The organism is Providencia sp. wls1914 (assembly GCF_009706645.1).
GTDB lineage: Bacteria > Pseudomonadota > Gammaproteobacteria > Enterobacterales > Enterobacteriaceae > Providencia > Providencia zhijiangensis.
Window position 1 is genome coordinate 69,189 of sequence record NZ_WLUN01000004.1, and the last position, 22,858, is coordinate 92,046.

The 22,858-nt window shown below is 44.2% G+C and carries 20 protein-coding genes and 1 pseudogene; 9 read left to right on the forward strand and 12 right to left on the reverse strand.

Going from position 1 to position 22,858, the window contains the following annotated elements; genetic code table 11:
* Positions 1 to 95: 95 nt before the first annotated feature.
* Positions 96 to 1,442 (reverse strand): MATE family efflux transporter, encoded by a 1,347-nt coding sequence (locus tag GKR74_RS02535; RefSeq protein WP_154602402.1) that lies wholly within the window; start codon positions 1,440 to 1,442, stop codon positions 96 to 98.
* A 193-nt stretch (positions 1,443 to 1,635) separates the two neighbouring features.
* Between GKR74_RS02535 and GKR74_RS02540 the strand changes: the two genes are divergently transcribed.
* Together GKR74_RS02540 and GKR74_RS02545 are read left to right on the forward strand one after the other, a co-directional pair.
* Positions 1,636 to 2,532: a diaminopimelate dehydrogenase gene (locus GKR74_RS02540; RefSeq protein WP_154602403.1), complete on the forward strand. Its 897-nt coding sequence runs from the start codon at positions 1,636 to 1,638 to the stop codon at positions 2,530 to 2,532.
* A gap of 167 nt (positions 2,533 to 2,699) precedes the next feature.
* Complete coding sequence (locus tag GKR74_RS02545) at positions 2,700 to 3,461, forward strand: hypothetical protein (RefSeq protein WP_154602404.1); 762 nt, start codon at positions 2,700 to 2,702, stop codon at positions 3,459 to 3,461.
* A gap of 107 nt (positions 3,462 to 3,568) precedes the next feature.
* Here the strand turns inward: GKR74_RS02545 and GKR74_RS02550 are convergent, their stop codons facing one another.
* Both GKR74_RS02550 and GKR74_RS02555 read right to left on the reverse strand, forming a co-directional pair.
* The gene (locus GKR74_RS02550; RefSeq protein ID WP_036955608.1) at positions 3,569 to 4,396 is read right to left on the reverse strand and encodes a phosphoenolpyruvate hydrolase family protein; all 828 of its coding nucleotides are present in this window, start codon (positions 4,394 to 4,396) and stop codon (positions 3,569 to 3,571) included.
* A 10-nt stretch (positions 4,397 to 4,406) separates the two neighbouring features.
* On the reverse strand, positions 4,407 to 5,627 hold the full coding sequence (locus GKR74_RS02555) for a Tm-1-like ATP-binding domain-containing protein (RefSeq protein ID WP_154602405.1): 1,221 nt from the start codon (positions 5,625 to 5,627) through the stop codon (positions 4,407 to 4,409).
* Positions 5,628 to 6,030: 403 nt separating this feature from the next.
* Between GKR74_RS02555 and GKR74_RS02560 the strand changes: the two genes are divergently transcribed.
* Complete coding sequence (locus GKR74_RS02560) at positions 6,031 to 6,669, forward strand: TetR/AcrR family transcriptional regulator (protein ID WP_154602406.1); 639 nt, start codon at positions 6,031 to 6,033, stop codon at positions 6,667 to 6,669.
* A 191-nt stretch (positions 6,670 to 6,860) separates the two neighbouring features.
* Positions 6,861 to 7,901, forward strand: a complete 1,041-nt coding sequence (locus GKR74_RS02565) for an AbrB family transcriptional regulator (protein ID WP_154602407.1) — start codon at positions 6,861 to 6,863, stop codon at positions 7,899 to 7,901.
* Between the two features lie 64 nt (positions 7,902 to 7,965).
* Here the strand turns inward: GKR74_RS02565 and GKR74_RS02570 are convergent, their stop codons facing one another.
* Positions 7,966 to 8,313, reverse strand: coding sequence for a YacC family pilotin-like protein (locus GKR74_RS02570; RefSeq protein WP_036955602.1), 348 nt, complete (start codon positions 8,311 to 8,313; stop codon positions 7,966 to 7,968).
* A 330-nt stretch (positions 8,314 to 8,643) separates the two neighbouring features.
* Here GKR74_RS02570 and cueO point away from each other — a divergent pair, with 330 nt between their 5' ends.
* Positions 8,644 to 10,308: a multicopper oxidase CueO gene (cueO, locus tag GKR74_RS02575; RefSeq protein WP_154602408.1), complete on the forward strand. Its 1,665-nt coding sequence runs from the start codon at positions 8,644 to 8,646 to the stop codon at positions 10,306 to 10,308.
* A 115-nt stretch (positions 10,309 to 10,423) separates the two neighbouring features.
* Positions 10,424 to 10,960 (forward strand): hypoxanthine phosphoribosyltransferase, encoded by a 537-nt coding sequence (gene hpt, locus GKR74_RS02580; RefSeq protein ID WP_108478397.1) that lies wholly within the window; start codon positions 10,424 to 10,426, stop codon positions 10,958 to 10,960.
* A gap of 91 nt (positions 10,961 to 11,051) precedes the next feature.
* Here the strand turns inward: hpt and can are convergent, their stop codons facing one another.
* Positions 11,052 to 11,705, reverse strand: coding sequence for a carbonate dehydratase (gene can, locus GKR74_RS02585; RefSeq protein WP_036955599.1), 654 nt, complete (start codon positions 11,703 to 11,705; stop codon positions 11,052 to 11,054).
* Between the two features lie 254 nt (positions 11,706 to 11,959).
* Between can and GKR74_RS02590 the strand changes: the two are divergent.
* Positions 11,960 to 12,925 (forward strand): annotated as a pseudogene (locus GKR74_RS02590) (ABC transporter ATP-binding protein).
* Entirely contained in the window at positions 12,898 to 13,668 is a 771-nt protein-coding gene (locus GKR74_RS02595) for an ABC transporter permease (protein WP_108478347.1), read from the forward strand. Before GKR74_RS02590 ends, GKR74_RS02595 begins: the two are co-directional and overlap by 28 nt.
* A gap of 129 nt (positions 13,669 to 13,797) precedes the next feature.
* Here the strand turns inward: GKR74_RS02595 and panD are convergent, their stop codons facing one another.
* The 7 genes from panD to sfsA form a co-directional block, all read right to left on the reverse strand.
* Positions 13,798 to 14,178 (reverse strand): aspartate 1-decarboxylase, encoded by a 381-nt coding sequence (gene panD, locus GKR74_RS02600; RefSeq protein ID WP_006659325.1) that lies wholly within the window; start codon positions 14,176 to 14,178, stop codon positions 13,798 to 13,800.
* 351 nt (positions 14,179 to 14,529) lie between these two features.
* Positions 14,530 to 15,393 carry a pantoate--beta-alanine ligase gene (gene panC, locus GKR74_RS02605; protein WP_154602410.1) on the reverse strand — a complete coding sequence of 288 codons (864 nt, stop codon included), beginning with the start codon at positions 15,391 to 15,393 and terminating at the stop codon, positions 14,530 to 14,532.
* Positions 15,394 to 15,427: 34 nt separating this feature from the next.
* Positions 15,428 to 16,219 carry a 3-methyl-2-oxobutanoate hydroxymethyltransferase gene (gene panB / locus GKR74_RS02610; RefSeq protein WP_154602411.1) on the reverse strand — a complete coding sequence of 264 codons (792 nt, stop codon included), beginning with the start codon at positions 16,217 to 16,219 and terminating at the stop codon, positions 15,428 to 15,430.
* A gap of 66 nt (positions 16,220 to 16,285) precedes the next feature.
* Positions 16,286 to 16,768, reverse strand: a complete 483-nt coding sequence (gene folK / locus GKR74_RS02615; protein ID WP_154602412.1) for a 2-amino-4-hydroxy-6-hydroxymethyldihydropteridine diphosphokinase — start codon at positions 16,766 to 16,768, stop codon at positions 16,286 to 16,288.
* Positions 16,769 to 16,838: 70 nt separating this feature from the next.
* Positions 16,839 to 18,365, reverse strand: coding sequence for a polynucleotide adenylyltransferase PcnB (pcnB, locus tag GKR74_RS02620; RefSeq protein WP_220127909.1), 1,527 nt, complete (start codon positions 18,363 to 18,365; stop codon positions 16,839 to 16,841).
* Between the two features lie 378 nt (positions 18,366 to 18,743).
* A complete protein-coding gene (gene dksA / locus GKR74_RS02625) occupies positions 18,744 to 19,199 on the reverse strand; it encodes an RNA polymerase-binding protein DksA (protein WP_006659320.1) in 456 nt (151 codons plus the stop codon).
* Between the two features lie 190 nt (positions 19,200 to 19,389).
* Positions 19,390 to 20,106, reverse strand: a complete 717-nt coding sequence (sfsA, locus tag GKR74_RS02630) for a DNA/RNA nuclease SfsA (RefSeq protein WP_154602414.1) — start codon at positions 20,104 to 20,106, stop codon at positions 19,390 to 19,392.
* A gap of 161 nt (positions 20,107 to 20,267) precedes the next feature.
* Here sfsA and hrpB point away from each other — a divergent pair, with 161 nt between their 5' ends.
* Complete coding sequence (gene hrpB, locus GKR74_RS02635; RefSeq protein ID WP_181477466.1) at positions 20,268 to 22,727, forward strand: ATP-dependent helicase HrpB; 2,460 nt, start codon at positions 20,268 to 20,270, stop codon at positions 22,725 to 22,727.
* The last annotated feature ends 131 nt before the right edge of the window (positions 22,728 to 22,858 follow it).

A 22,858-nucleotide genomic window follows, 5' to 3' on the forward strand; every position in this document is an offset into this window, starting at 1 on the left:
TTTATCTCTAATATGATTTGTTTGGGGTAAATATTTTTAAATATGATGCCGATCACAAAAATCCTACCTATTTTCATAGGTAGGATACGGTGAGCTTAGCTTTCTAAATCGAGGCGTTTACTTTGCCATTTACGTGAACGCCAGCGCCACGCATTGGTGAGCCCGCGAACCCACTCATCGACAAAGAATCCAATCCAGATACCGATTAACCCCATTTCCATTTTTATTCCAAGGAAGTAGCCTAATGGAATGGCGATCCCCCACATAAAGAGTACGGCGGTTAATAATGGGAATTTCGCATCACCAGAGGCGCGAAGGGCGTTTACCATGACGATGTTGATAGTACGTCCCGGCTCTAAGAATACGGATAATAAGAAAATTGGCAGCAATAACTGAATGATGCCTTGATCGTCCGTTAAGCTTTCGAGTATGGGGGCGCGGAATAACCAGAACACAAACACCACGCCGATAGTGACGTAAAAGCCCCATTTCAAACTCTTAAACGCACGGCGATAGGCATCTTCAAAGCGCTTTGCGCCCACTAAATGCCCGACCATAATCTCATTACCAATACTGATGGAAATTCCAAACAGCATAATAAATAGCGAAAGTTGGAAATAGAGGGTTTGCGCAGCAAGGGCAGTTTCACCCATTAAGCCGATAAAGGCGGATGCGGTCATAAAGTGCAGGATCCACACCAAGTTTTCGCCTGCGGCAGGTAAACCAATATGCAATATTTTGCTGAGCATTTTACTGGACCAACGGATCAGCATCATTGGGGTAAATTTGATTCTTAGCCCATAGAACAGCAGGCAGAACAGTAAAATGACTGCCACAACACGTCCAACCACCGTTGACCATGCAACGCCTTCCAGACCATATTGCGGTAAACCAAAGAAGCCATACAGCACAATCATGTTACCAATCACGGTAATGATATTGGCAATCAGAGTGACCCACATCGCTGGCTGAGCTTTACCATAAACGCGTAAACAAGCCGCGAGAATGATGGAGATCGCTTCTGGAATTAAACAGATACCCAAAATGTGTAAATATGCGTACCCATCATCCATTAAGTGGGATGGGGTATTCATAATGGTCAGAATTTTGTAGCCAAAAAAGAGCGCAATTAAGGCACTGGAGAAACCTAATATAAAGTTAAAGGCGATGGAAATATGAATCGCTTGGCTGGCTTTATCACGGCGACCTGCCCCCAGATATTGGGCGATAACGACGCTACATCCCACGCTAATAAAGTTAAAGATAGTAATAAATAGGTCAAAAACCTGATTCCCGACCCCCATTGCAGCAAGGTAGGCAGTCGATACATGGCTCACCATGTAGGTATTAATTAATAAGGTGGCCAAATGAAGGAAAATATCAATAAAGATTGGCCAACTGAGGGAATAGAGTGACCTCTCAGTGACATCGGGCTGATGCATTAAGAACCTTTGTATTCGTTGAAATTAGAGAAAAGAACGAGATTTGCTCGGATTCTACCTCTAATTGATAAAGTAACCTAGTAATAAAAGCCGGAACTTTTTAGATAATTAAGCTTTGTTTAATCTATATAAATTTGTTATTGATATGCATCTTGTATTTGAAATATGACATCAGAATGACCGAGGAGTCACAATGACAAAAATTAAAACAGCAATAGTGGGTTACGGCAATATAGGTCGTTATGCACTAGAAGCTGTTCAAGCCGCTGATGATTTCGAGTTAGTCGGAATTGTACGTCGTAATACCCAAGATATTCCAGCGGAATTGGCCGGATATAACGTGGTTGATGACATCGAAAAATTAGATGGCGTGGATGTTGCGTTACTTTGTTCCCCTACACGTGCTATCGGAACTTTAGCAGAGAAAATCTTAAGCCTAGGGATTAATACCGTAGATAGCTTCGATGTGCACTCTGATATCGTGGCATTAAAACACCAGCTTGATAGCGTCGCGAAAAAGCATGACAGTGTGTCAATTGTATCGGCAGGCTGGGATCCGGGTTCAGACTCCATCATGCGTACGCTGATGTTAGCAATGGCACCAAAAGGGGTGACTTACACTAACTTTGGCCCAGGTATGAGTATGGGGCATAGCGTTGCGGCGAAAGCAGTTGATGGCGTGAAAGATGCACTTTCAGTCACCATCCCTCTAGGTACTGGCGTCCATCGTCGTATGGTGTATGTTGAGCTGGAAGCGGGTGCAAAGTTTGATGATGTGGTGCGCGCAATCAAGCAAGATAGTTATTTCTCTTCCGATGAAACGCATATTCGCCAAGTGGATAGCATTGATGCATTAAAAGATGTGGGACACGGCGTTCAAATGACCCATAAAGGGGTTTCTGGTGCGACACACAATCAGTTATTCGAATACTCAATGCGTATCAATAACCCTGCATTAACGTCGCAGTTTATGGTATCTGCCGCACGTGCAACCATGAAACAGCCTGCGGGGGCGTATACCGTCATTGAAATTCCACCGGTGAATTTCCTGCAAGGTGATTTAGATAGCTTAATCGCTAAGCTGGTTTAATTTTCAAATAGCGTTAATCACTGATTAATGGTGCGCAGCATAATGAATAGCATTGTGACTGCGTGCCATTTTCTCTCCTCGCTTTTTATTTTATTCCCCTTCAGAATAACGCCATTATTTAGGATTGGTTCGACACCAGCATAGAAGAGTGTCAACGGAGAAATAGAATGGAAACACCCAAGGAAAAGAAACCGGTTACGAATAAAAATAGAGGGCGCCAATCCTCATCAGCAAGTTTTTTCCCTAAGAAGAAAGCGGTCAAAAGCGTTAAAGAGACCCACAATTCATTTAGCGTCGTTCGTGCTTTTTCGAAAATGATCAATTATGGATTTTCAATATTCTATGTGGGTTTTATTATTTCGGTTTGGTTTTTCCCTGAAAATTACAGTGTCGAGATTATTTATAACCTCACGCTGATCCTCATATTCGAGTTTATCCTAGTGCACTCCGGCGTATTTATGTCGGTATTTAAGAATTTTTTTGTGATATTAGGATTTGCCTTGGTTTATGGTCTTTTTGCGCTGGCCATTAATATGTCAGTGCTGGGAGATTCTCCCGTCATTTTATATCTCTACAGTGCGACAGTGGTCAACAGGATGCTGTTTGGATTAACCAGCCGAACCGACCAAGAACGCCAAGAGAATATGGGGTATTCCGCTTTAATGGCAATGAACTTTATGTTCAGTATCTTTACTGCGCTGTTGTTCTCGTGGATGGTGCCGTATGGTGGGTTAACGCCAGCGTATCTGGAATCGATTCATTATTTAGACTCTATCGGTACGGGTGGGGAGTTTCCTGAAAAGCCGCATGTGGCGTTTGCGTTTGGCGTGCTCTATTTTTCGTTGCCTGTTGTCTTGCCTGCGTTATTTGGGCTACTGAGTTTACGAAAAAAGAAAAAAGCCCAAATGGCCGATGTGGACGGTCAATAGGTTGGATAGCCAATAAGTTGAATAATAAATAGAAAGAAAAACGCCTACCGAAGTAGGCGTCCTGGTGTTGGCAAAAATAAAGTAAAACAAAAAATACAGAATGAAAACTAGCGAGTTATTGATTTAAATTGCTGTGTGGTCTCTTTCAATGCCACTTCTGTCGGTAAACGTTCCATGGAACTTGCACCGTAGAAGCCGTGGCAATCTGGGCAATGCGCTAAAATATATTCTGCATCTTCCGGCGTGGCGATAGGGCCACCGTGGCACAGAATAATCACATCATCACGTACAGATTTTGCGGCTTTCGCCCAATCATTGATAAGTTCAACGCAATCCGCCAGTGTGACAGCGGTTTCCGCGCCGATGTTGCCGCCAGTGGTCAGGCCCATGTGTGGCACAATAATATCCGCACCCGCCTGTGCCATTGCAATGGCATCTTCACGGCTAAAGACGTATGGCGTGGTTAATAACCCTTTTTCATGCGCCATGCGGATCATATCGACTTCTAAACCGTAACCCATGCCTGTTTCTTCTAAATTGGCGCGGAAGTTACCGTCAATCAGTCCGACGGTTGGGAAGTTTTGCACCCCAGCAAAGCCAGTTGCCTTGATATCATCAAGGAATTTATCGAACTGACAGAATGGATCGGTACCGTTAACCCCAGCAAGCACAGGGGTGTGCTTCACGACTGGGAGAACTTCTTTCGCCATATCCATCACGATTTCGTTGGCATTACCATAAGCCAGCAGACCGGCGAGAGAGCCACGACCTGCCATACGGTAACGACCTGAATTATAAATAACGATTAAGTCGATGCCACCGGCTTCTTCACATTTAGCGGACAGACCAGTACCTGCGCCACCGCCAATGATGGGTTCTCCACGAGCAATCATCTCTCTGAAATTTTTCAGTAAGTCTTCGCGGTTATGTTTCATTGATGAACCTCTACTTGTTTACTATTTCCTGATGTAATTCAATAACCTGCTCACAGAATTCAGGGGAATTAATGTGATGCGGGCTTAATATTAATTGTCGTTTTTCTGTTGTGACTAAGTGCTGTGTTAATGCGTCGATAAAGGCTTGGTCTGCCTGCGGATCCCAAAATGGTGCGCCGTCGATGTCTAATGCGGAAAAACCGGCTGTTGGGATAATAAAGCGAATTTCGCCCTCACAAGCATTCAGCTTTTCTGCTATCCAATGTCCCATTTGACGGTTTTCTTCTACGGTTGTTCTCATCAGTGTGACTTGGGCATTATGGTGATAAAACTGTCTGTCTTTATATTGTTCTGGCACGGTGGAAGGGCGACCAAAGTTCACCATATCCAACGCACCGCAAGATAATACGCAAGGTGTTTGAGTTCGCGCGATGGCACCAAAGCGGTCTTCATCGCAAGCCAATACGCCACCAAATAGGTAGTCGCACACTTCCGTGGTGGTGATATCCAAAACGGAATCTAATAAGCGGCTATCAATCAATTTTTCCATGGCTTTGCCGCCACTTCCCGTTGCATGGAATACTAGGCAATCATGGTCATGTTCTAATTTTGCTGTCAATTGCTGGACGCAAGGGGTGGTGACACCAAACATGGTCAAGGCAATGGCGGGTTTATTTTCAGCGGTATCGGCTTCACCGTTATCAAACCAGACAGCGCCAGCAATTTGGTTGGCTGCATTTTTCAGGACTTTACGTGAAATGACATTGAGTCCAGAAACATCCGTGACGGAGTACATCATGGCGATATCACTCGCGCCGATATACCCGGAAATATCGCCCGAGGCCATGGTGGAGACCATAAGTTTTGGCACACCGACAGGTAAAATTTGCATTGCTGGTGTAATCAGTGCCGTACCCCCTGAGCCGCCTAGCCCAAGTATTGCGGCGACGTCAGTTTGTGCAGCAAGATAGAGGCTGAAGGCTTGCGCCATCGCTTCTATCGCTTTCCCGCGATCTCCGCAGAAAATGGCGCCAGCACCTTGAGGGTGGAAACTGGCAACCATTTCGGCGGTGACATCAGCATTTTTTTCTAATAATGATGGCTGAGTACTCAAATCAACGGTACGTACAGCAAGCCCTGCATTTTTAATTAAGTCACTGACATAAAAAAGTTCAGCGCTTTTGGTGTCTAGGGTGCTTGCGACATAAATAAAACCCTGATGCTTTGGCATAGAAAAATCCTTTGTTTTTTATGTAACTTTGTTTGGTTACTTAATATGTGTAGGGTATGTTGAATTTTCCATCTCAATGAGACTATAGTATCATTTATGATAAGTCAATAATGAGACTGTAGTCTCATTTTTTGGCGTTATCTGCTTGGATGTATAGAAGATGATTTGTATCTTATTGATTAAACATTATAAATAGAGTGGTTATCATAAAATAGTTAAACCAGATTAATGGTTTTTGTCCATGAATATTTAAATATAATGATTTACCGTGCTGTATTTATAGCGTAATTTCGAGAGCGAGCACACAACATACTCGTCAGACGATTAAGAATGCTTATCGGAAAATATGTACTGTGAAAGATATTGTCTACACTCATAGAAAGGCGATTTTAAGGATAAAGACATGCCACTGAGCCATCTCATGCCAGACTACAAAGGAACGCGCAAACGTACCTATAATTTACTCGTGTCAACGGCAGTTGATCTATTTGAAAAAGGGGCAATGCCGTCAGTGTCTGAGTTAGCGATGGAAGCGGGCGTTTCGCGTGCGACTGCGTATCGTTATTTTCCAACGCAAAGTGATCTGATTGCCGCGACAGTGAATGTTAGCCTCGGCCCTATTTTGACATGGAAACCGCAAAGCGAAAAAACAGAAGAGCGGATCGATGAGTTGTTACGTTATGCATTTCCACGTATGTTTGCTCACGAAGGGGTTTTGCGTGCAGCGTTACAAACATCACTTCAACAGTGGGCGCTTGGGCGTTCATCACCTTCACCGGAACCCGAAGAGAAACGATTAGAGCGTGGTAATCGTAAAGATATTTTGGCGATGGTAACATCACCGATGAAATCTGAGTTTCCGGATGAAGTCATTGATAAAGTGATTAAAGCATTTTCCGTGATCTACGGATCGGAAATTTTCTTGGTATTAAAAGATATCTGGAAATTGGATAACGATCAGGTCACTGAAATCGCACAATGGATGGCAAAAGCGATTATTAATCAAGCGACTGCGGATAAGCAGCAGATTGAAAAACCATAGACATTAACCCCTCTCAAATTCACCTAATATCCTCCTGTCTATAGGGGGATTTTATGCACCTCGTAGGATTATCGGTCAAACCTTCACGAAAAACAGGCACGACACTCATTTCTGCATTCTTAGCCTCATGAGCTTGAATGATTGTGATATAACTTAATCTCATAATTAATTATATCAATGGTTACTGTCCGATGATAAAGCTGATAAAAATGAGTGTTGGGATCATTCTTTGTGCCATTGTTGGCGGTGCACTCACTTATATCGGCATTCCCTTAGCGTTGATGTTTGGCCCTATTATCGCCATTATAATTTTCCATCGTTTTGGCTTCTCATTCCCTATCCCTAAACATACCATTACTTTTGTTCAAGTGACGCTCGGAACCTCTGTGGGGTTGATGTTTAATCAAGTGTCGCTGAAGGATGCAGATAACTTATTGTTACTGTTATTGATGCTGGTGGTCTGTTTGGCCGTGCAGTTTTCATTTAGCTTTTTCTGGTTTCACCGCAAGGTCGGGTGGACAAAACAGGAAGCGATGTTGGGCTCGGTACCGGGAGCAATGGCCGCTATCCTTGCCTTAACGGATCACACCCATACTCCGCCGCAAAAAATTGTCATCTCACATACTATACGTTTGATTATCCTTATTTTATTGGCAGGTTTGGTGGTGGGGAGTGAAGGTGATCCTCAGCCACTAATTGAATGGCCAGTGTTAACCCTAGAATCCACGTTCTGGTTATTGGTGATAGTGACGGTGGGAGTGGTGGTCGGGATGTTTTTGCAACGCCTGCGAGTACCGGCGCCTTTTATGTTAACGTCCCTCGGGGCGGCAACGTTAATTCAAGGTTGGATTGATGTTCAGCTCGATTTCCCATTGATGCTGACTGAGCTGAGCATGGTGTTAATTGGGATGAATATCGGAAATCATTTCATTGTATTCCCGCTATCCGCGCTGATAAAAAATATCTACTCTTCAGCCCAAGTGGTGATCATCAATATTATTTTGACCTTTTTGATCACGGTGTTTGCTGCGTGGATCACGGGGTATGATATTGCGGTGTTATTGTTGGCTTGGGCACCGGGAAGTATGGAAGCGATGACGTTTGCAGCAATAACGATGAATTTAGATGCGGGCTTTGTCATGTCGAACCATATTATTCGGATGGTGATTATCCAAACGATTCCATCAGTAGTTCTGTTTTGGCAGGAGCGAAAAGGGAAGAAAGAGGGATAAGATGGAAACATGTATCGATGTGGATTATAAGGGGCATCGACATGTTTCCGCTGGGATTTTAGGCTTATTTTACGTAAGCAAATAGCCCTAAAGAGTCTCTCGCCAAAGATTGGCATTTAAACTCTTGAGTCAGTGGAATACCTTTTAAATCATCGTAGCTTTCTTTATTCAGCTTACTCATTTTATCGGAGTTGTAGTTTCCCAAATCCCACTTATTACTTTTCGCAAAATAAACAATGGCGCGTTCAATTTCTCTGTCAGGAATTTGGGAATAGCCGCAATCATATTTTAAATAAATAAATACAGCGGTCAGATCAGCGAGGTCTTCAGCTTCATTGGTAGAGAGTGCTTTGGCGGTATTGGTTAGCCCCAAAAGCATCATTAAGCATGACATCAATATAAATTTTTGCATTCGATATTCATCTGGTTTTTATGTCAAGTAACATTAGCATAAGAACATACTCGCATTACATCAATTTGCCTGATTTCTTTATGGCTACGATGTACTCTATAGATACTAAGTACTTTAGATTATTTTGTGTATAGATTCGTTAGTCAATTCTAACTTTCTTAAATCTATGTAATAAACCCATATTAGATGCATGGGTTTATTGACCTTCCTGTAAGGGGAAGCTTTATCATCCCAATCATTAAACCACGTTTTGCTTGGCAAGGGCAATTTCAGACTTGTCATACCGTGCTCACTGATTGTTGATTTTGATAAATAAAAGGAAGGTTATCTATGTTACGTCGTGATTTTCTGAAGCTGAGTGCCATCGCTTATGCTGCGAGCGCACTGCCAGTTTGGAGCCGCATGGCTGTTGCTGCCGGGAATTATCCCACATTGGCTATTCCACCACTTGTAGAACCGGATGCACAAGGGAATATTCAAATCGCTATCAAGCAAGGTATTTCACAGTTTGTACCAGGCAAGAAAACCACGACGTGGGGATATAATGGCGATTTATTGGGTCCTGCACTGAGCCTGAAAAATGGGCAGTCAGTAAACATTAATATCACCAACCAATTACCTGAAGAGACAACCGTACACTGGCATGGGCTGGAAATTTCCGGCGAGCAAGATGGCGGGCCTCAAGCGATTATCGCTCCCGGAGCTAGCCGTAAAGTCAATTTCACCCTCAACCAACCTGAAGCCACTTGCTGGTTCCATCCTCATACTCACGGAAAAACGGGTTACCAAGTGGCGATGGGGTTAGCGGGATTAGTGCTTGTTAAAGATGAAGATAGCCAAAAACATGGCTTACCGAGCGAGTGGGGCGTCGATGATATTCCCGTTATTCTGCAAGATAAGCGCTTAAAAGATGACGGACAAATTGATTATCAATTAGATGTCATGAGTGCTGCCGTGGGCTGGTTCGGGGATATGATGCTGACCAATGGAGCGGTTTATCCTAAACATGTCGCACCGAAAGGTTGGATCCGCCTGCGGTTATTAAACGGTTGTAACGCACGTAGTTTGAACGTATCGACCAGTGATGGACGAAAAATGTATGTGGTGGGCAGTGATGGTGGATTGCTGGCTGAACCTATCGCATTAACTGAATTGCCGATTTTAATGGGCGAGCGCTTTGAAGTATTGATTGATGCCTCAGATGGTCGTTCCTTCGACCTTGTCACTTTACCTGTTGGGCAAATGGGAATGACCATCGCGCCATTTGATCAGCCACTGCCTGTTTTACGCATTGAAACGACTTTAAGTGCGGGCGCTGGAAAATTACCTGAGCAATTAGCAACGATTGCTGCCATTCCTTCACTGACGGGGCTAAATCGCCGTAAATTCCATTTGATGATGGATATGCGCTTGGATATGCAAGGCATGATGATGCTGCGCGAAAAATATGGTCCGCAGGCGATGGGGAACATGGGGGGTCATGGTGGTATGATGGGGAATATGGATCATTCCAATATGAATGGTGGCAATATGGGGAGTGGAAACATGAACCATGGCAATATGAATAACAACAATATGGGTCATGGCAATATGGCAGCCGGTACGCAAAGTAATGGCGGTCATTGCGGTATGGGCACGGGTGATCTGGATATTCATAATGCGAACACCATCAATGGACAGGTTTTCTCAATGACCCATCCTGCGTTTAATGCGCCGCTAAATCAGCAAGAGATTTGGGTGATTTCAGGGCGTGGCGATATGATGTTGCACCCATTCCATGTTCACGGAACGCGTTTTAGGATCCTCAAAGAAAATGGTCGTCCAGTTGAACCGCATCGCCAAGGTTGGAAAGATATTGTGAAAGTGGAAGGCCAAGTGAGCGAAGTCTTAGTGGAATTTAAACATACTGCGACGCCACAGCACCCTTATATGGCACATTGTCACCTACTGGAGCATGAAGATACTGGCATGATGATGGGCTTTACCGTAGGCTAAGGTCATCGAAACTGGCAGTGGCGATGTGGTCACTGCCATTTGTTTTGTCGTCGCGTCTTTGTGTGGCTTATGTTAAAATTACGCGCTTTCCTTTCCCATACATGCGTAATAGATGATGAAACATACTCTGGATGTAATGATCTCTGAAGAAGAGATTGCTCAAAGAATCAGTGAATTAGCAGACAGCATTAGTGCTCATTACCAAGACAAACAAGGTGATTTAGTGCTGGTTGGTCTGTTAAAAGGCTCCTTCATTTTTATGGCGGATCTGTGCCGTAAAATCACCGTACCTCATGAAGTTGATTTCATGACCGTATCAAGCTACGGCAATGCAATGACATCAAGCCGTGATGTGAAAATCGTGAAAGACTTAGATGAAGATATTCGCGGTAAGCATGTGCTGATCGTGGAAGATATCATTGACTCAGGCAACACGTTAAATAAAGTCCGTGAGATTTTTGGCCTGCGTGAGCCTGCATCTGTAGCAATTTGTACTCTGTTGGATAAGCCTTCTCGCCGTGAAGTGGATGTACCGGTTGAGTGGATTGGTTATTCAATCGAAGATAAATTCGTTGTCGGTTATGGTATCGACTACGCGCAGCAGTATCGCCACCTGCCGTACATTGGGCATGTTACCCTGCTGGAAGAGTAAGTTTTTTAAACTGTATTCTTAGCAATAAAAAGAGCAGCCTAGGCTGCTCTTTTGCTATCTTATTTTCGAATACTATCTCGTTTTCGAAAAATTATTTTTTCTGTGTGAGCTTAGAAATAGCCTCACGATAACCTAACTCTAACTTCTCGCGGCTATCTGAGGTAATGTGTAAGTCGTGTAAGCGACCATTATTGATACCGTAAACCCAGCCGTGGATCATGATTTTTTGACCACGTTTCCATGCGGATTGCATGATAGTGGAGTGACCTAAGTTATACACTTGCTCAACCACGTTTAATTCGCAAAGACGATCTAAGCGTTCGCACGGTTTTAGTTCACCTAACATAGAGCTATGGCGATACCAGATATCTCGAATGTGTAATAACCAGTTATTGATCAGGCCCAATTCGGTGTTATCCACCGCTGCTTCAATACCACCACATCCATAGTGACCACAGATAATAATGTGTTCGACTTCCAGAACATCAACCGCATACTGAATAACTGATAAACAGTTTAAGTCCGTATGAATAACTAAGTTCGCCACATTACGGTGAACGAAGAGATCCCCAGGGGCTGCGTTGATCAGCTTTTCGGCAGGCACTCGACTGTCTGAACAGCCGATCCATAGAAATCTTGGTTTTTGAGCTTTTGATAATTCTTTAAAGAATTCAGGATCTTTTTCTTTTACAGACGCTGACCATGCTTCATTATTAGCAAACAGCTCTTCAATTTTTCTCATCATGACTTATAGCCTAGTTGTGTGACTTTGCGATAAAATCTTATACAGCATTTATTGATTAAATAATAATTAGTTATACTAATTTCACATCTATGATGAACCACTCATTTATACATGACAACCCTCATTAAGGGGGATGTTGAATAATATATTGTTAAATTATTATCACTTTTCTGCATAACATCCGACAGGAAAAAGTGGCATCATTAATCTATATTGCCTCCAAACAGCCCCAAGAATAAAGGTATTTTTAATATATGACTTACGCACTCGAACTATCGCAGCTGACCAAAACCTATGCAGGTGGCGTGAAAGCCTTGCGTGGCATTGATTTAAGCGTGGAAGATGGTGATTTCTATGCCTTACTTGGACCGAATGGTGCAGGAAAATCAACAACGATTGGCATTATTAGCTCATTGGTCAACAAAACCAGTGGCTCGGTAAAAGTGTTTGGCTATGACTTAGATAAGCAAGTTGTCCTGGCTAAACAGCAACTTGGGTTAGTGCCTCAAGAGTTCAACTTTAACCCGTTTGAAACGGTCTTACAGATTGTTTTAAACCAAGCGGGTTATTATGGTGTTCCTCGTCATGTGGCAAACCAACGTGCAGAGCAATATCTTACTCAATTAGATTTGTGGGAGAAACGTAATGAGCGTGCGCGTAATTTATCCGGTGGGATGAAACGCCGCCTGATGATAGCTCGTGCCTTGATGCATCAGCCAAAACTGTTGATCCTCGATGAGCCGACTGCCGGTGTTGATATTGAACTGCGTCGTTCTATGTGGACGTTCCTGAAAAAGCTGAATGCACAGGGCACTACCATTATTTTGACCACTCACTATCTGGAAGAAGCGGAAATGCTGTGCCGTAATATCGGGATCATTCAGCATGGTGAGCTGGTGGAAAATACCAGCATGAAGCAGCTTTTAAGCCAGCTAGAGTCAGAAACCTTTATTTTCGATTTGATGCCAAAGAGTCCAATTCCAAGTCTAACGGGGTATGAATCTCGCTTAGTGGATACGTCAACTCTCGAAGTGGATGTGAAGCGTGAGCAAGGGCTCAATGGCGTATTCAGTCAGTTAAGTGACCAAGGAATTCAAATTTTGAGTATGCGCAATAAGGCTAACCGCCTTGAAGAGCTGTTTGTCAGCTTAGTGAAAAAAGATAACCAAGTTTCAGAGCAGGAAGGTGCGCAATGATCTCGCTATATTGGGTTGCCCTAAAAACGATTTGGATCAAAGAGGTCACTCGTTTTGGTCGTATCTGGGTGCAAACATTGCTGCCACCTGTAATCACTATGTCGCTCTATTTTGTGATTTTCGGAAACTTAATTGGTTCACGGATTGGCGATATGGGCGGTGTAGATTACATGCAGTTTATCGTCCCTGGCCTTATCATGATGGCGGTGATCACTAACTCATACTCCAACGTCTGTTCGTCATTTTTTGGTTCTAAATTCCAGAAAAATATTGAAGAGCTATTAGTTGCTCCCGTACCGACTCACGTGATTATTGCCGGTTTTGTTGGCGGTGGGGTTGCACGTGGGATTTTAGTCGGATTCTTGGTGACTATCGTATCTTTGTTCTTTATCCCATTGCAGGTTCATTCATGGTCAATGGTGGTGATCACGCTGTTATTAACGGCGATTGTGTTCTCCCTTGCGGGTCTGTTGAATGCGATTTTTGCCAAAACCTTCGATGATATCAGCATTGTTCCAACCTTCGTTTTAACACCACTGACCTATCTGGGTGGGGTGTTCTATTCGCTATCTTTACTGCCGCCATTCTGGCAAGCAGTTTCTAAGCTCAACCCGATTGTGTATATGATCAGTGGCTTTAGATATGGCTTTTTAGGCATTGCAGATGTGTCTATCGTCGTGACTTTGAGCGTATTAATGGTGTTTTTAATTATCTTCTATGCTTTGACATGGTATTTAATTGAACAAGGTCGCGGATTAAGAAGTTAACCTAGCAAATAGGTTGAGTTGAGGGTGAAATGGGACTTTTCGCCTAATATATAAAGAGGGAAAATCACGCGTTTATCCCTCTTTATGTGTCACTTTAAATGCCCCTAAGAGGGGCATTTCTATATTAAATTAAGCCACTTGAACAGGCACGGCTTTAGCAATGCGGCTCATTGTGTTGTTCGCATCAAAGTAAGCCACTTTGGGTTGATGCTGGCGGGCCTCTTCATCAGGTAACATACCGTAAGTGCAAATAATCAGCTTATCGCCAACCGCAGCGCGACGTGCCGCAGCACCATTCACAGAGATAATTTTAGAACCGCGTTCCCCTGCAATCGCATAGGTTGAAAAACGTTCGCCATTATCCACATTATAAATATCGATAGCTTCGTATTCTAAAATGCCAACAGCATCCAAGAAATCCTGATCGATGGCGCAAGAGCCTTCATAGTGAAGATCAGCTTGAGTGACCGTAGCGCGGTGGAGTTTGCCTAGTAGCATTTTTCTTTGCATTTCTTCTTCCTCATTCAAGCCACAGCGTTGTTGGCTGCGTGCTCTTGCCCTAGTCACATACTTATGTATGCTCCTAGGGTCGCGTTTACTTGCCGCCTAGCTGTGACATGAATGGGTTTGAATAAATCTCAGGTTATTCTTCCGTATTCAAGCCACAGCGTTGTTGGCTGCGTGCTCTTACCTAGTCACATTTATTCTTCCTCATTGTATGCCACCGCGTTGTTGGCTGCGCGCTCTTGCCCTAGTCACATACTTATGTATGCTCCTAGGGTCGCGTTTACTTGCCGCCTAACTGTGACAGCAATGAGTTTGAATAAATATTAGGTGACTTGAATCTAAAGTATTTTGTTTTTAAGCGATATCGAGCGGTAACTCGACTTGCAGATTGTCGATTAAACGGGTTTGACCTAACCATGCGGCCATTAAAATCACAGCGCGGCGGCTGGAAACCGTCAGTTCGCCGAGGTTATCGGCATCGCGAATAAAGAGCTCGTCAGGGGTAAACCCTGCTTGGCGCAAAGACTCTTCCATTTCACCAATTAAACTGGTTGCTGCCGCGGGAGAGTTCGTGAGCTTCTCACCTGCTTTTTGCATAATCGCAAACAGCTGAGGGGCGATTTTTAGCTCATCGGCAGACAAATTATTATTGCGTGAACTCAGAGCCAGGCCATTCTTAGCGCGAACGATAGGGACACCGACAACCTGAATATCGAAAGAAAGGTCAGTTACCAATTTACGTACTAACTGAAGCTGCTGATAATCTTTTTCACCAAATAATGCAATATCAGGCTGCACGAGATTAAATAGCTTGGTCAGCACTGTTGCAACGCCACGGAAATGCCCTGGACGGCTAGCGCCTTCTAGCATGGTGGAAATTTCAGGTACTTCAACGTAACTTTGGTTGTCCATACCTTCAGGATAAAACTCGGCGGCAGACGGTGCGAAAACTAAATCAACACTTTTACGTTTCAGTTTTTCGCAATCTTCCTGCAAGGTACGAGGGTAATTGGCTAAATCGGATTGACGGTCAAACTGCATTGGATTGACAAAAATGCTGGCAATAACAATGTCGGCTTGCTGTTTAGCTTGGTCAATCAGTGTCAGGTGCCCATCATGTAAATTGCCCATCGTTGGGACAAACGCAATACGTTTGCCTTCTTGTTTCCAGCGACGAATTTCACGGCGCAAGATTGGCGATGTTTCAACGATCCGCATACTTCCCATCCTTATCGTTATATTTTATATAGAATTACGAAAATGAGTGAGCGTCACTCGGGTAAATTTCTTGCTCAACTTCTTGAATATAAAGGCGAATTGCATCGTGAATATTGCCCGCTTCAGCCAGAAAGTTTTTGGCAAACTTCGGTGGTTTGGCGGTGATCCCTAACGCATCGTGCATCACCAGAATTTGCCCGTCAGTGCCATTACCCGCACCAATACCAATGACTGGCAACAGTAATTCTTCAGTCACTTGGTTCGCAAGGGATGTCGGTACACACTCAAGAACCAGCAGCTGAATACCTGCATTCTCGAGGGCAATCGCATCTTTGATAAGCTGATTGGCGGTAACTTCATCACGACCTTGGACTTTATAGCCCCCAAGGACATTCACCGCTTGTGGGGTTAAGCCTAAATGGCCGCAGACCGGTACGGAGCGTTCACACAGCATTTTGACGGTTTCACATAGCCAGCTGCCACCTTCGATTTTCACCATATTCGCGCCAGCTTGCATCAAAATAGCGGCATTGGCACAGGCTTGCTCCGGTGTGGCATAACTCATAAAAGGCATGTCGGCGATGATGAATGTGTTAGGGGCGCCTTTACGTACGCAGCGAGTGTGATAGGCGATTTGCTCGATGGTCACTGGTAGGGTGCTGGTTTCGCCTTGGATAGTCATACCTAAAGAGTCACCAACCAGCATCACTTGGATACCTTGCTCAGCAAACAGTTGAGCAAAACTGGCATCGTAGGCTGTAATGGTAGCGAATTTGTGTTTCTCTTTTTTATATTGACACAAATCAGCGAGAGAAATGGGTTTCATTAAAATAACCTCCGGAAATGATTTCTCTTATGACCATACCTGAACGAGGTTAAACACATTAGGAATTTATTCCCAAAGCATTAGGCCATTTTGAGGGACGTGTGTAAGTCTTTCTGACAGTTTTTCACCATCAGGAAAAATCAGGGAAGGGGTAATGTCACTGAGCGGATAAAGCATAAACTCACGCTCTTTTAGCCCATAATGTGGAACAGTTAAGCGCTCGGTGTGGATCACTCGATTGCCAAACAACATGATATCGAGATCTAATGTTCTCGGCCCCCAACGCTCATCTTTACGAACGCGGCCTAAATCTAATTCAATTTTCTGGGTGTAATTGAGTAATTCTTCAGGTTCGAGTTCAGTTTCCAGCAAAACTGCCAGATTGAGATAATCAGGTTGATCCTGTGGGCCGAGGGGTTTAGTTCGATAAATAGAGGAAGTGCTCACAACGCGAGTGCTTGGAATCGCATCTAATGCGGCAATCGCTTGTTGTGCTTGCTTCAGTGGCTCGCCTAAGTTGCTGCCAATGGCAATGTACACTTGCTCCATCTCTTTATCTCTCTATCTTAATCTCTCTATGGTGATCGCAACGACCGTTTAAGTCGCTGCGATTGAACCATTATGATTTATTCGGTTTTCTATTACCGGATTGTGATGAACGATGCGGACGCTGGCGGCGGCGAGTTGGGGCACTACCGAGTTCCGAGATCATTTCACGCTGTTTCTGTGCATTAGCTTGTTGGAAGTCATTCCACCATAAAGCGAGTTCTTGTAGCTCATTACGGTGTTCTACATTGGCTCGAAGCTCTAATAAATCAAAGGCAGCACGGAATTTAGGGTGCTCCATCAATTTATTCGCACGACGCCCTTGGCGACGTGGTAAACGTAATTGCAACATCCAGATATCACGCATGGTGGTCGTAATACGTTTTGGTATTGCAATAGAGCGGCACTGTTCATCCAGTACATCATTCATTGCCAGCGCAAAGGCATCATAGTAAGCAAGACCGCCTTCCTGTGATAGTTTCTCTGCGTGCTCAGTGACGGGATACCATAACATGGCTGCAAATAAAAATGCAGGGTTGACGCGCTTATCATTTTTTAGTCTGAAGTCGGTGTTTTTTAACACCTGTTCAATGACTTTTTCCATTGGTGAGTCACCATTCTCAGTGAAGCGGCTCGCAATCACTGGGAACAGTTGTTCAAACAGATGATACTGATTCAGCATTTTATAGGTGGCGTAACCATAACCTGCTTGAAGTAATTTTAATGACTCTTCAAACAGTCGTGCAGAAGGGATTTCACGCAGCAATGGAGCTAAGCGATGAATTGGCTCTGCGGTATTTGGCTCGATACGCATATTCAGCTTACAGGCGAAACGCACGGCGCGGATCATACGAACTGGATCTTCACGGTAGCGAGTTTCTGGGTCGCCAATCAGACGAATAACGCCATCTTTTAAGTCTTGTAATCCATTGACGTAATCGCGTACGGAGAAATCATCAATGTTGTAATACAGGCTATTGACAGTAAAGTCACGGCGGATAGCATCTTCTTCAATGGAACCGAAAATATTGTCGCGAAGCAGCATGCCATTTTGCGCTTGAGATGACAGGTTTTTATCATCGACTTCTTGGTCGTGGTGACCGCGGAAGGTGGCGACTTCAATAATTTCTGGGCCAAACATAATATGCGCAAGGCGGAATCGGCGACCAACCAGTCGGCAATTACGAAATAGCTTGCGAATTTGTTCTGGGGTTGCATTGGTGGTGATATCGAAATCTTTTGGCTTTTGGCCTAATAATAAATCACGTACACCACCGCCAACTAAATAGGCTTCATAGCCATTTTTATTAAGGCGGTACAATACTTTCAGTGCATTTTCACTAATGTCATCACGCGAGATTATGTGTTGAGCGCGTGGAATAACGGTAATCGATTCTTGTTTCGTCACGGATGTTCGCTTCTGTGTTTGAGCATCGGAACGTTTAGAGGGACGAACCGCTTTCTTTGTTTGTCTCGTATTCTGGTCATGTCTAGTATTCTGCTCATGCCGAGTTTTCCTCTCAGATTTTTTCTCTGATGCAGAAGGAGTGACTGGCCTTTCACCGGCTGCCTGTGTGTCTCGCGCACCACGCTTTGGCATCGAGTCCTGTTCTGCGGACGATGCTGGTTCATTGCGAGATAAAATATTGCGGCAGAAATTTGCTACTCGGTTAAAAATAGTACACCTCGATGTCATTACATAGATTCATTAAACAAAATAAGCGGCTAATCATAGCTCACTGAAGTTTCTTTGAGAATGGTTAAACGAATAAAAGTCATGGCTAATTATTTTTTATATCAATTAAACCAGTGAATATTATACAAATTGTAGCTTTTTGCGCGAGACGCAAACGATAACAAATGTAGAGAAAATGAGAGAAATAAAGATGAGGAAAAGGGGAGTTTAAACATTTTTGAGGGTGCGAATCCTTATAACGGCGCAGGGTTAATGCGCCGTTGAGGACTCCCAAAACAACAATTAGCCAGCCATCTGCTTTTCGCGGATCTCTGCTAATGTTTTACAGTCGATGCACAAATCTGCTGTTGGACGCGCTTCCAAACGACGGATGCCAATTTCCACACCACAAGATTCGCAGTAGCCAAAATCTTCATCTTCAACTTTCTTCAGCGTCTTTTCGATCTTCTTGATCAATTTACGTTCGCGATCGCGGTTACGTAATTCGAGGCTGAATTCCTCTTCCTGAGCGGCTCTATCAACGGGGTCTGGAAAGTTAGCTGCCTCATCTTGCATATGAGTAACAGTCCGGTCCACTTCATCTCTGAGTTGATTGCGCCATGCTTCGAGAATGAGCTTAAAATGCGCCAATTGGGCTTCGTTCATGTACTCTTCGCCAGCCTTCTCATGATAGGGCTCAACCCCGGCAATGGCGAGAATGCTTAAGGACGATGTCTTACGTTTTTGCCCTTCTTGCATAATGCTTCTCCTACACACGCAAATTTTACAAAAACCCCAAGGGGGAAAATTTAAGGTCGCTATAAATATCAGAAGACAGCCGTCTTGGCAATCGTTCATGTGATGAGTTTTGTAATGCTGTGAGGACAAGCGTGTTTCTTCCCTTCACTAGCACTCCTAACTCGATGACCTTGTTTAAATATCGACTAATCTAAAATGACTTAGTCGGGGTGAAGCGAATTGATGTCCCTATTTGCATTTTTTGTTTAGATATATCCACTTGATAACACAGAACTTCGACGCCATTGGCTATAGCCTGTTCTAACAATGCTGCATATTGAGAGTCAATATGTGCAGCCGCGGATACTACGTGGATACCGCTATGTAAAATTACAAACATAAGTATGGCGCGTTTTCCTTCTTTCGCAATCATAGTCAGCTCTCTAAGGTGTTTTTGTCCTCGGATTGTCTGAGTATCAGGGAAATAACCATGGTTGTTTTCCAGCAAAGTCACTGATTTTACTTCAATAAAACAATCAGCTAAGCCCTCTTGAGTGAGTAAAAAATCAATTCGACTGTTTTCACTGCCATACTTCACTTCAGGGGTCACTATACTGTAGTCAGATAATTCTGGAATATGCTTTTTTGCCAACGCTTCTGCCACTAATTGATTTGCTCGCAGCGTATTAATACAAATTAGATGGTTGCTTTTGGTTTGCGTTAATTCCCAGCTGTACGGATATTTTCGTTTTGGATTATCCGAGGTGGAGTACCACACGGTATCCCCAGGCGTTGCACAGCCTGTCATCGCCCCAGTGTTTGCGCAGTGTATCGTCATTTCCTCACCCTCGGGGGTGACGACATCCGCTAAAAAACGTTTATAGCGTTTAATTAAGATGGCTGATTTTAAAGGGGGGATAAATTCCATGTATTCTCCGTTTACCGCGTTGTTTGTGACATAACATAGCACCATGCTATAGATGGGCTTGGATAATAGACAGTATTAATGCGTCATATTCGTTAATGCGACAATTTGTTAATGCTACAATGCTTCTCATAGAAAGTTAAACCTCATGGAGTTACCCCTTAGTGTTCCCTATCTTAGAAGTAAGTGATGACTTACTCGCTGCTCTAGCGAAATCCTCTCAAGTTCTGTTGCATGCGCCGACGGGAGCAGGGAAATCAACGGTATTGCCGCTAGAAATCCTCAAAAGTGGGCAGATAGAAGGGCGAATTATTATGTTAGAGCCGCGGCGTATTGCAGCGCGTTCAGTCGCCGCTCGCTTGGCGCAGCAGTTAGGGGAGTCGGTAGGGGAAAGCATTGGTTTACGTATGCGCTCAGAAAGCAAAGTGAGTGCAAAAACGCGTTTGGAAGTCGTGACGGAAGGGGTTCTCACTCGCCAATTACAAAATGACCCGATGCTTGAAGGTGTCGGATTGGTCATTTTGGATGAATTTCATGAGCGTAATTTGCAGGCTGATTTAGGTTTAGCGCTGTTGTTGGATTCTCAGCAAGCACTGCGGGACGACTTAAAAATTCTACTAATGTCCGCTACGCTGGATGATCAAGGGCTTAGTCAGTTATTTCCCGATGCGCCGGTGATAAGTTCGCAAGGGCGGGCATTCCCTGTTCAACGAGAATATAAGCCCATCAATCCGAACAAACCGTTTCATCAAGAAGTCGCGAGCGCGGTTTGGCAGCTGATGCAGCAACAAACTGGCTCTTTGTTACTCTTTTTACCGGGTGTAGGCGAAATTGAGCGGACGAAAAGCGAGTTAGAAGGGTTAGTGACTGACGATGTGATGTTGTGCCCAATGTATGGCGCACTATCAATTCAAGCCCAGCAACACGCGATTCTGCCTGCCCCCGAAGGAAAACGTAAGGTTGTGCTGGCGACCAACATTGCGGAAACCAGTCTCACCATCGAGGGGATCCGTTTAGTGGTGGATAGCGGTTTTGAGCGCGTAGGGCAATTTAACCCGCGAAGTGGGCTTACAAAGCTCATTAAAAAACGCATTAGCCAAGCTTCAATGACTCAACGTGCGGGGCGAGCAGGGCGTTTAGAAGCGGGTGTATGCTGGCACCTAATGAGTGCCGAACAAGCCGAACGTGCAGCACAATTTAGTGAAGCGGAAATCAATAATAGCGATTTAAGCGGGTTATGGTTAGCGCTCCTTCAATGGGGTTGTCACGATATTTCTCAACTCCAATGGTTAGATGTTCCCCCTGAGGCGGCATTATCGGCAGCGAAAACTCTGTTATTCAAATTGGGTATCACCGATGCCCAAGGGAAACTCACGTCGATGGGCAATAAAATGGCGGGAACGGGAACGTCAGTGCGTACTGCGGCGATGCTGTATCACGCGCAACAAACTCAAAATAAATCCGTTATTCAACTTGCTGCATTATTAACAGCAATTATTGAAGAGCCTCCCCGCGGCGAAGTGATTGACTTACATACCCACTTAGAACGCCCGACGGAAAATTGGTGCAAACGCGCCTCTATCTTAAGTGGTGAGAAAGTTACCCATTCTTTAGGGAAAACTTCTGGGTTGATTAGTGAGTGGTTACCAACCTTACTTGCCACAGGGTTTCCTGACTATATTGCGAAATCCAGAGACAACCAAACCCGTTATCAATTAGCCAGCGGGTTAGGGGCAACACTGAGTGACAATAACCCACTAATGGGCAATACATGGCTGATGGTAGCGGCATTATGGCAGTCAGAAACCTCGGCAGATGCACGTATCTCCTTGGCATATCCTATTGAAATTGAAAAGCTTCAACAGGATTGCCCGCATCTTTTTAGCACTCAAGAGACAGTTGAATGGGATGAGCAGCGGGGGAGCTTGCTGGCATGGCGCCGCTTGCAATGTGGGCAGTTAGTCGTGAAATCTCAACGGCTAACTAATCCAGAACCGGATGAGATTAAAAAAGCGCTGGTTTACTGGCTTCAGCAAAATGGTTTGCAACAGTTAAACTGGCAAGAAAATACCTTACAGTTGCGCATTCGTTGTGAATTAGCGGCGCGTTATTTTCCTGACTCGCCATTGCCTGCAATGGATGATGAGACTTTACTCGAGACGCTTGATGAATGGCTAGCCCCCTATCTTAATGGCGTGACAAGCAAGAAAAAGCTGCAAGAAATTGATTTAATGAATTTATTATTGAATCGATTGGATTGGCAGCAACGCCAATGGCTCGACAGCACTTTCCCTATGACCTATGTTGCCCCTTCTGGGAGCGAGGTAAGTATTCACTACGCGTTAGACAAGCCTCCGGTGGTTGAAGTTCGCCTGCAAGAAGTGTTTGGTGAAAAAGCCAATCCAACGGTGGCAAATGGCAAAGTGACATTAACATTATCATTGCTTTCACCGGCAAGGCGCCCTATTCAGATAACTCAAGATCTCGGTGCATTTTGGCAAGGGAGCTATAAAGAGGTACAAAAAGAGATGAAAGGGCGTTATCCAAAACATCCTTGGCCAGATGACCCTGCAAATGCCGAACCAACGCGACAAACAAAAAAAGCGATGATGAGTGCGAAATAACCTAATTTTGTGCTCTAATAACGGGCTGTAAATTAGGCAATGGCGCCCAATAGGCAGCGTAAGGAAGTGTAATTAGGAGCTTTCTTCCGTGAAATTCCTTGAATTATGAGCCAAAATTAGCCTTATGTTAC

Coding starts and splice junctions, on each gene's coding strand:
- GKR74_RS02570 (WP_036955602.1), bottom strand. CDS start 8,313: ATGCAAAAATTTATATTGATGTCATGCTTAATGATGCTTTTGGGGCTA.
- GKR74_RS02550 (WP_036955608.1), bottom strand. CDS start 4,396: ATGAAACATAACCGCGAAGACTTACTGAAAAATTTCAGAGAGATGATT.
- hpt (WP_108478397.1), top strand. CDS start 10,424: ATGAAACATACTCTGGATGTAATGATCTCTGAAGAAGAGATTGCTCAA.
- cueO (WP_154602408.1), top strand. CDS start 8,644: ATGTTACGTCGTGATTTTCTGAAGCTGAGTGCCATCGCTTATGCTGCG.
- GKR74_RS02545 (WP_154602404.1), top strand. CDS start 2,700: ATGGAAACACCCAAGGAAAAGAAACCGGTTACGAATAAAAATAGAGGG.
- GKR74_RS02555 (WP_154602405.1), bottom strand. CDS start 5,627: ATGCCAAAGCATCAGGGTTTTATTTATGTCGCAAGCACCCTAGACACC.
- GKR74_RS02535 (WP_154602402.1), bottom strand. CDS start 1,442: ATGCATCAGCCCGATGTCACTGAGAGGTCACTCTATTCCCTCAGTTGG.
- can (WP_036955599.1), bottom strand. CDS start 11,705: ATGATGAGAAAAATTGAAGAGCTGTTTGCTAATAATGAAGCATGGTCA.
- dksA (WP_006659320.1), bottom strand. CDS start 19,199: ATGCAAGAAGGGCAAAAACGTAAGACATCGTCCTTAAGCATTCTCGCC.
- panD (WP_006659325.1), bottom strand. CDS start 14,178: ATGCAAAGAAAAATGCTACTAGGCAAACTCCACCGCGCTACGGTCACT.
- folK (WP_154602412.1), bottom strand. CDS start 16,768: ATGGAGCAAGTGTACATTGCCATTGGCAGCAACTTAGGCGAGCCACTG.
- sfsA (WP_154602414.1), bottom strand. CDS start 20,106: ATGGAATTTATCCCCCCTTTAAAATCAGCCATCTTAATTAAACGCTAT.
- pcnB (WP_220127909.1), bottom strand. CDS start 18,365: ATGCCAAAGCGTGGTGCGCGAGACACACAGGCAGCCGGTGAAAGGCCA.
- GKR74_RS02560 (WP_154602406.1), top strand. CDS start 6,031: ATGCCACTGAGCCATCTCATGCCAGACTACAAAGGAACGCGCAAACGT.
- panC (WP_154602410.1), bottom strand. CDS start 15,393: ATGCGGATCGTTGAAACATCGCCAATCTTGCGCCGTGAAATTCGTCGC.
- GKR74_RS02595 (WP_108478347.1), top strand. CDS start 12,898: ATGATCTCGCTATATTGGGTTGCCCTAAAAACGATTTGGATCAAAGAG.
- GKR74_RS02565 (WP_154602407.1), top strand. CDS start 6,861: ATGATAAAGCTGATAAAAATGAGTGTTGGGATCATTCTTTGTGCCATT.
- panB (WP_154602411.1), bottom strand. CDS start 16,219: ATGAAACCCATTTCTCTCGCTGATTTGTGTCAATATAAAAAAGAGAAA.
- GKR74_RS02540 (WP_154602403.1), top strand. CDS start 1,636: ATGACAAAAATTAAAACAGCAATAGTGGGTTACGGCAATATAGGTCGT.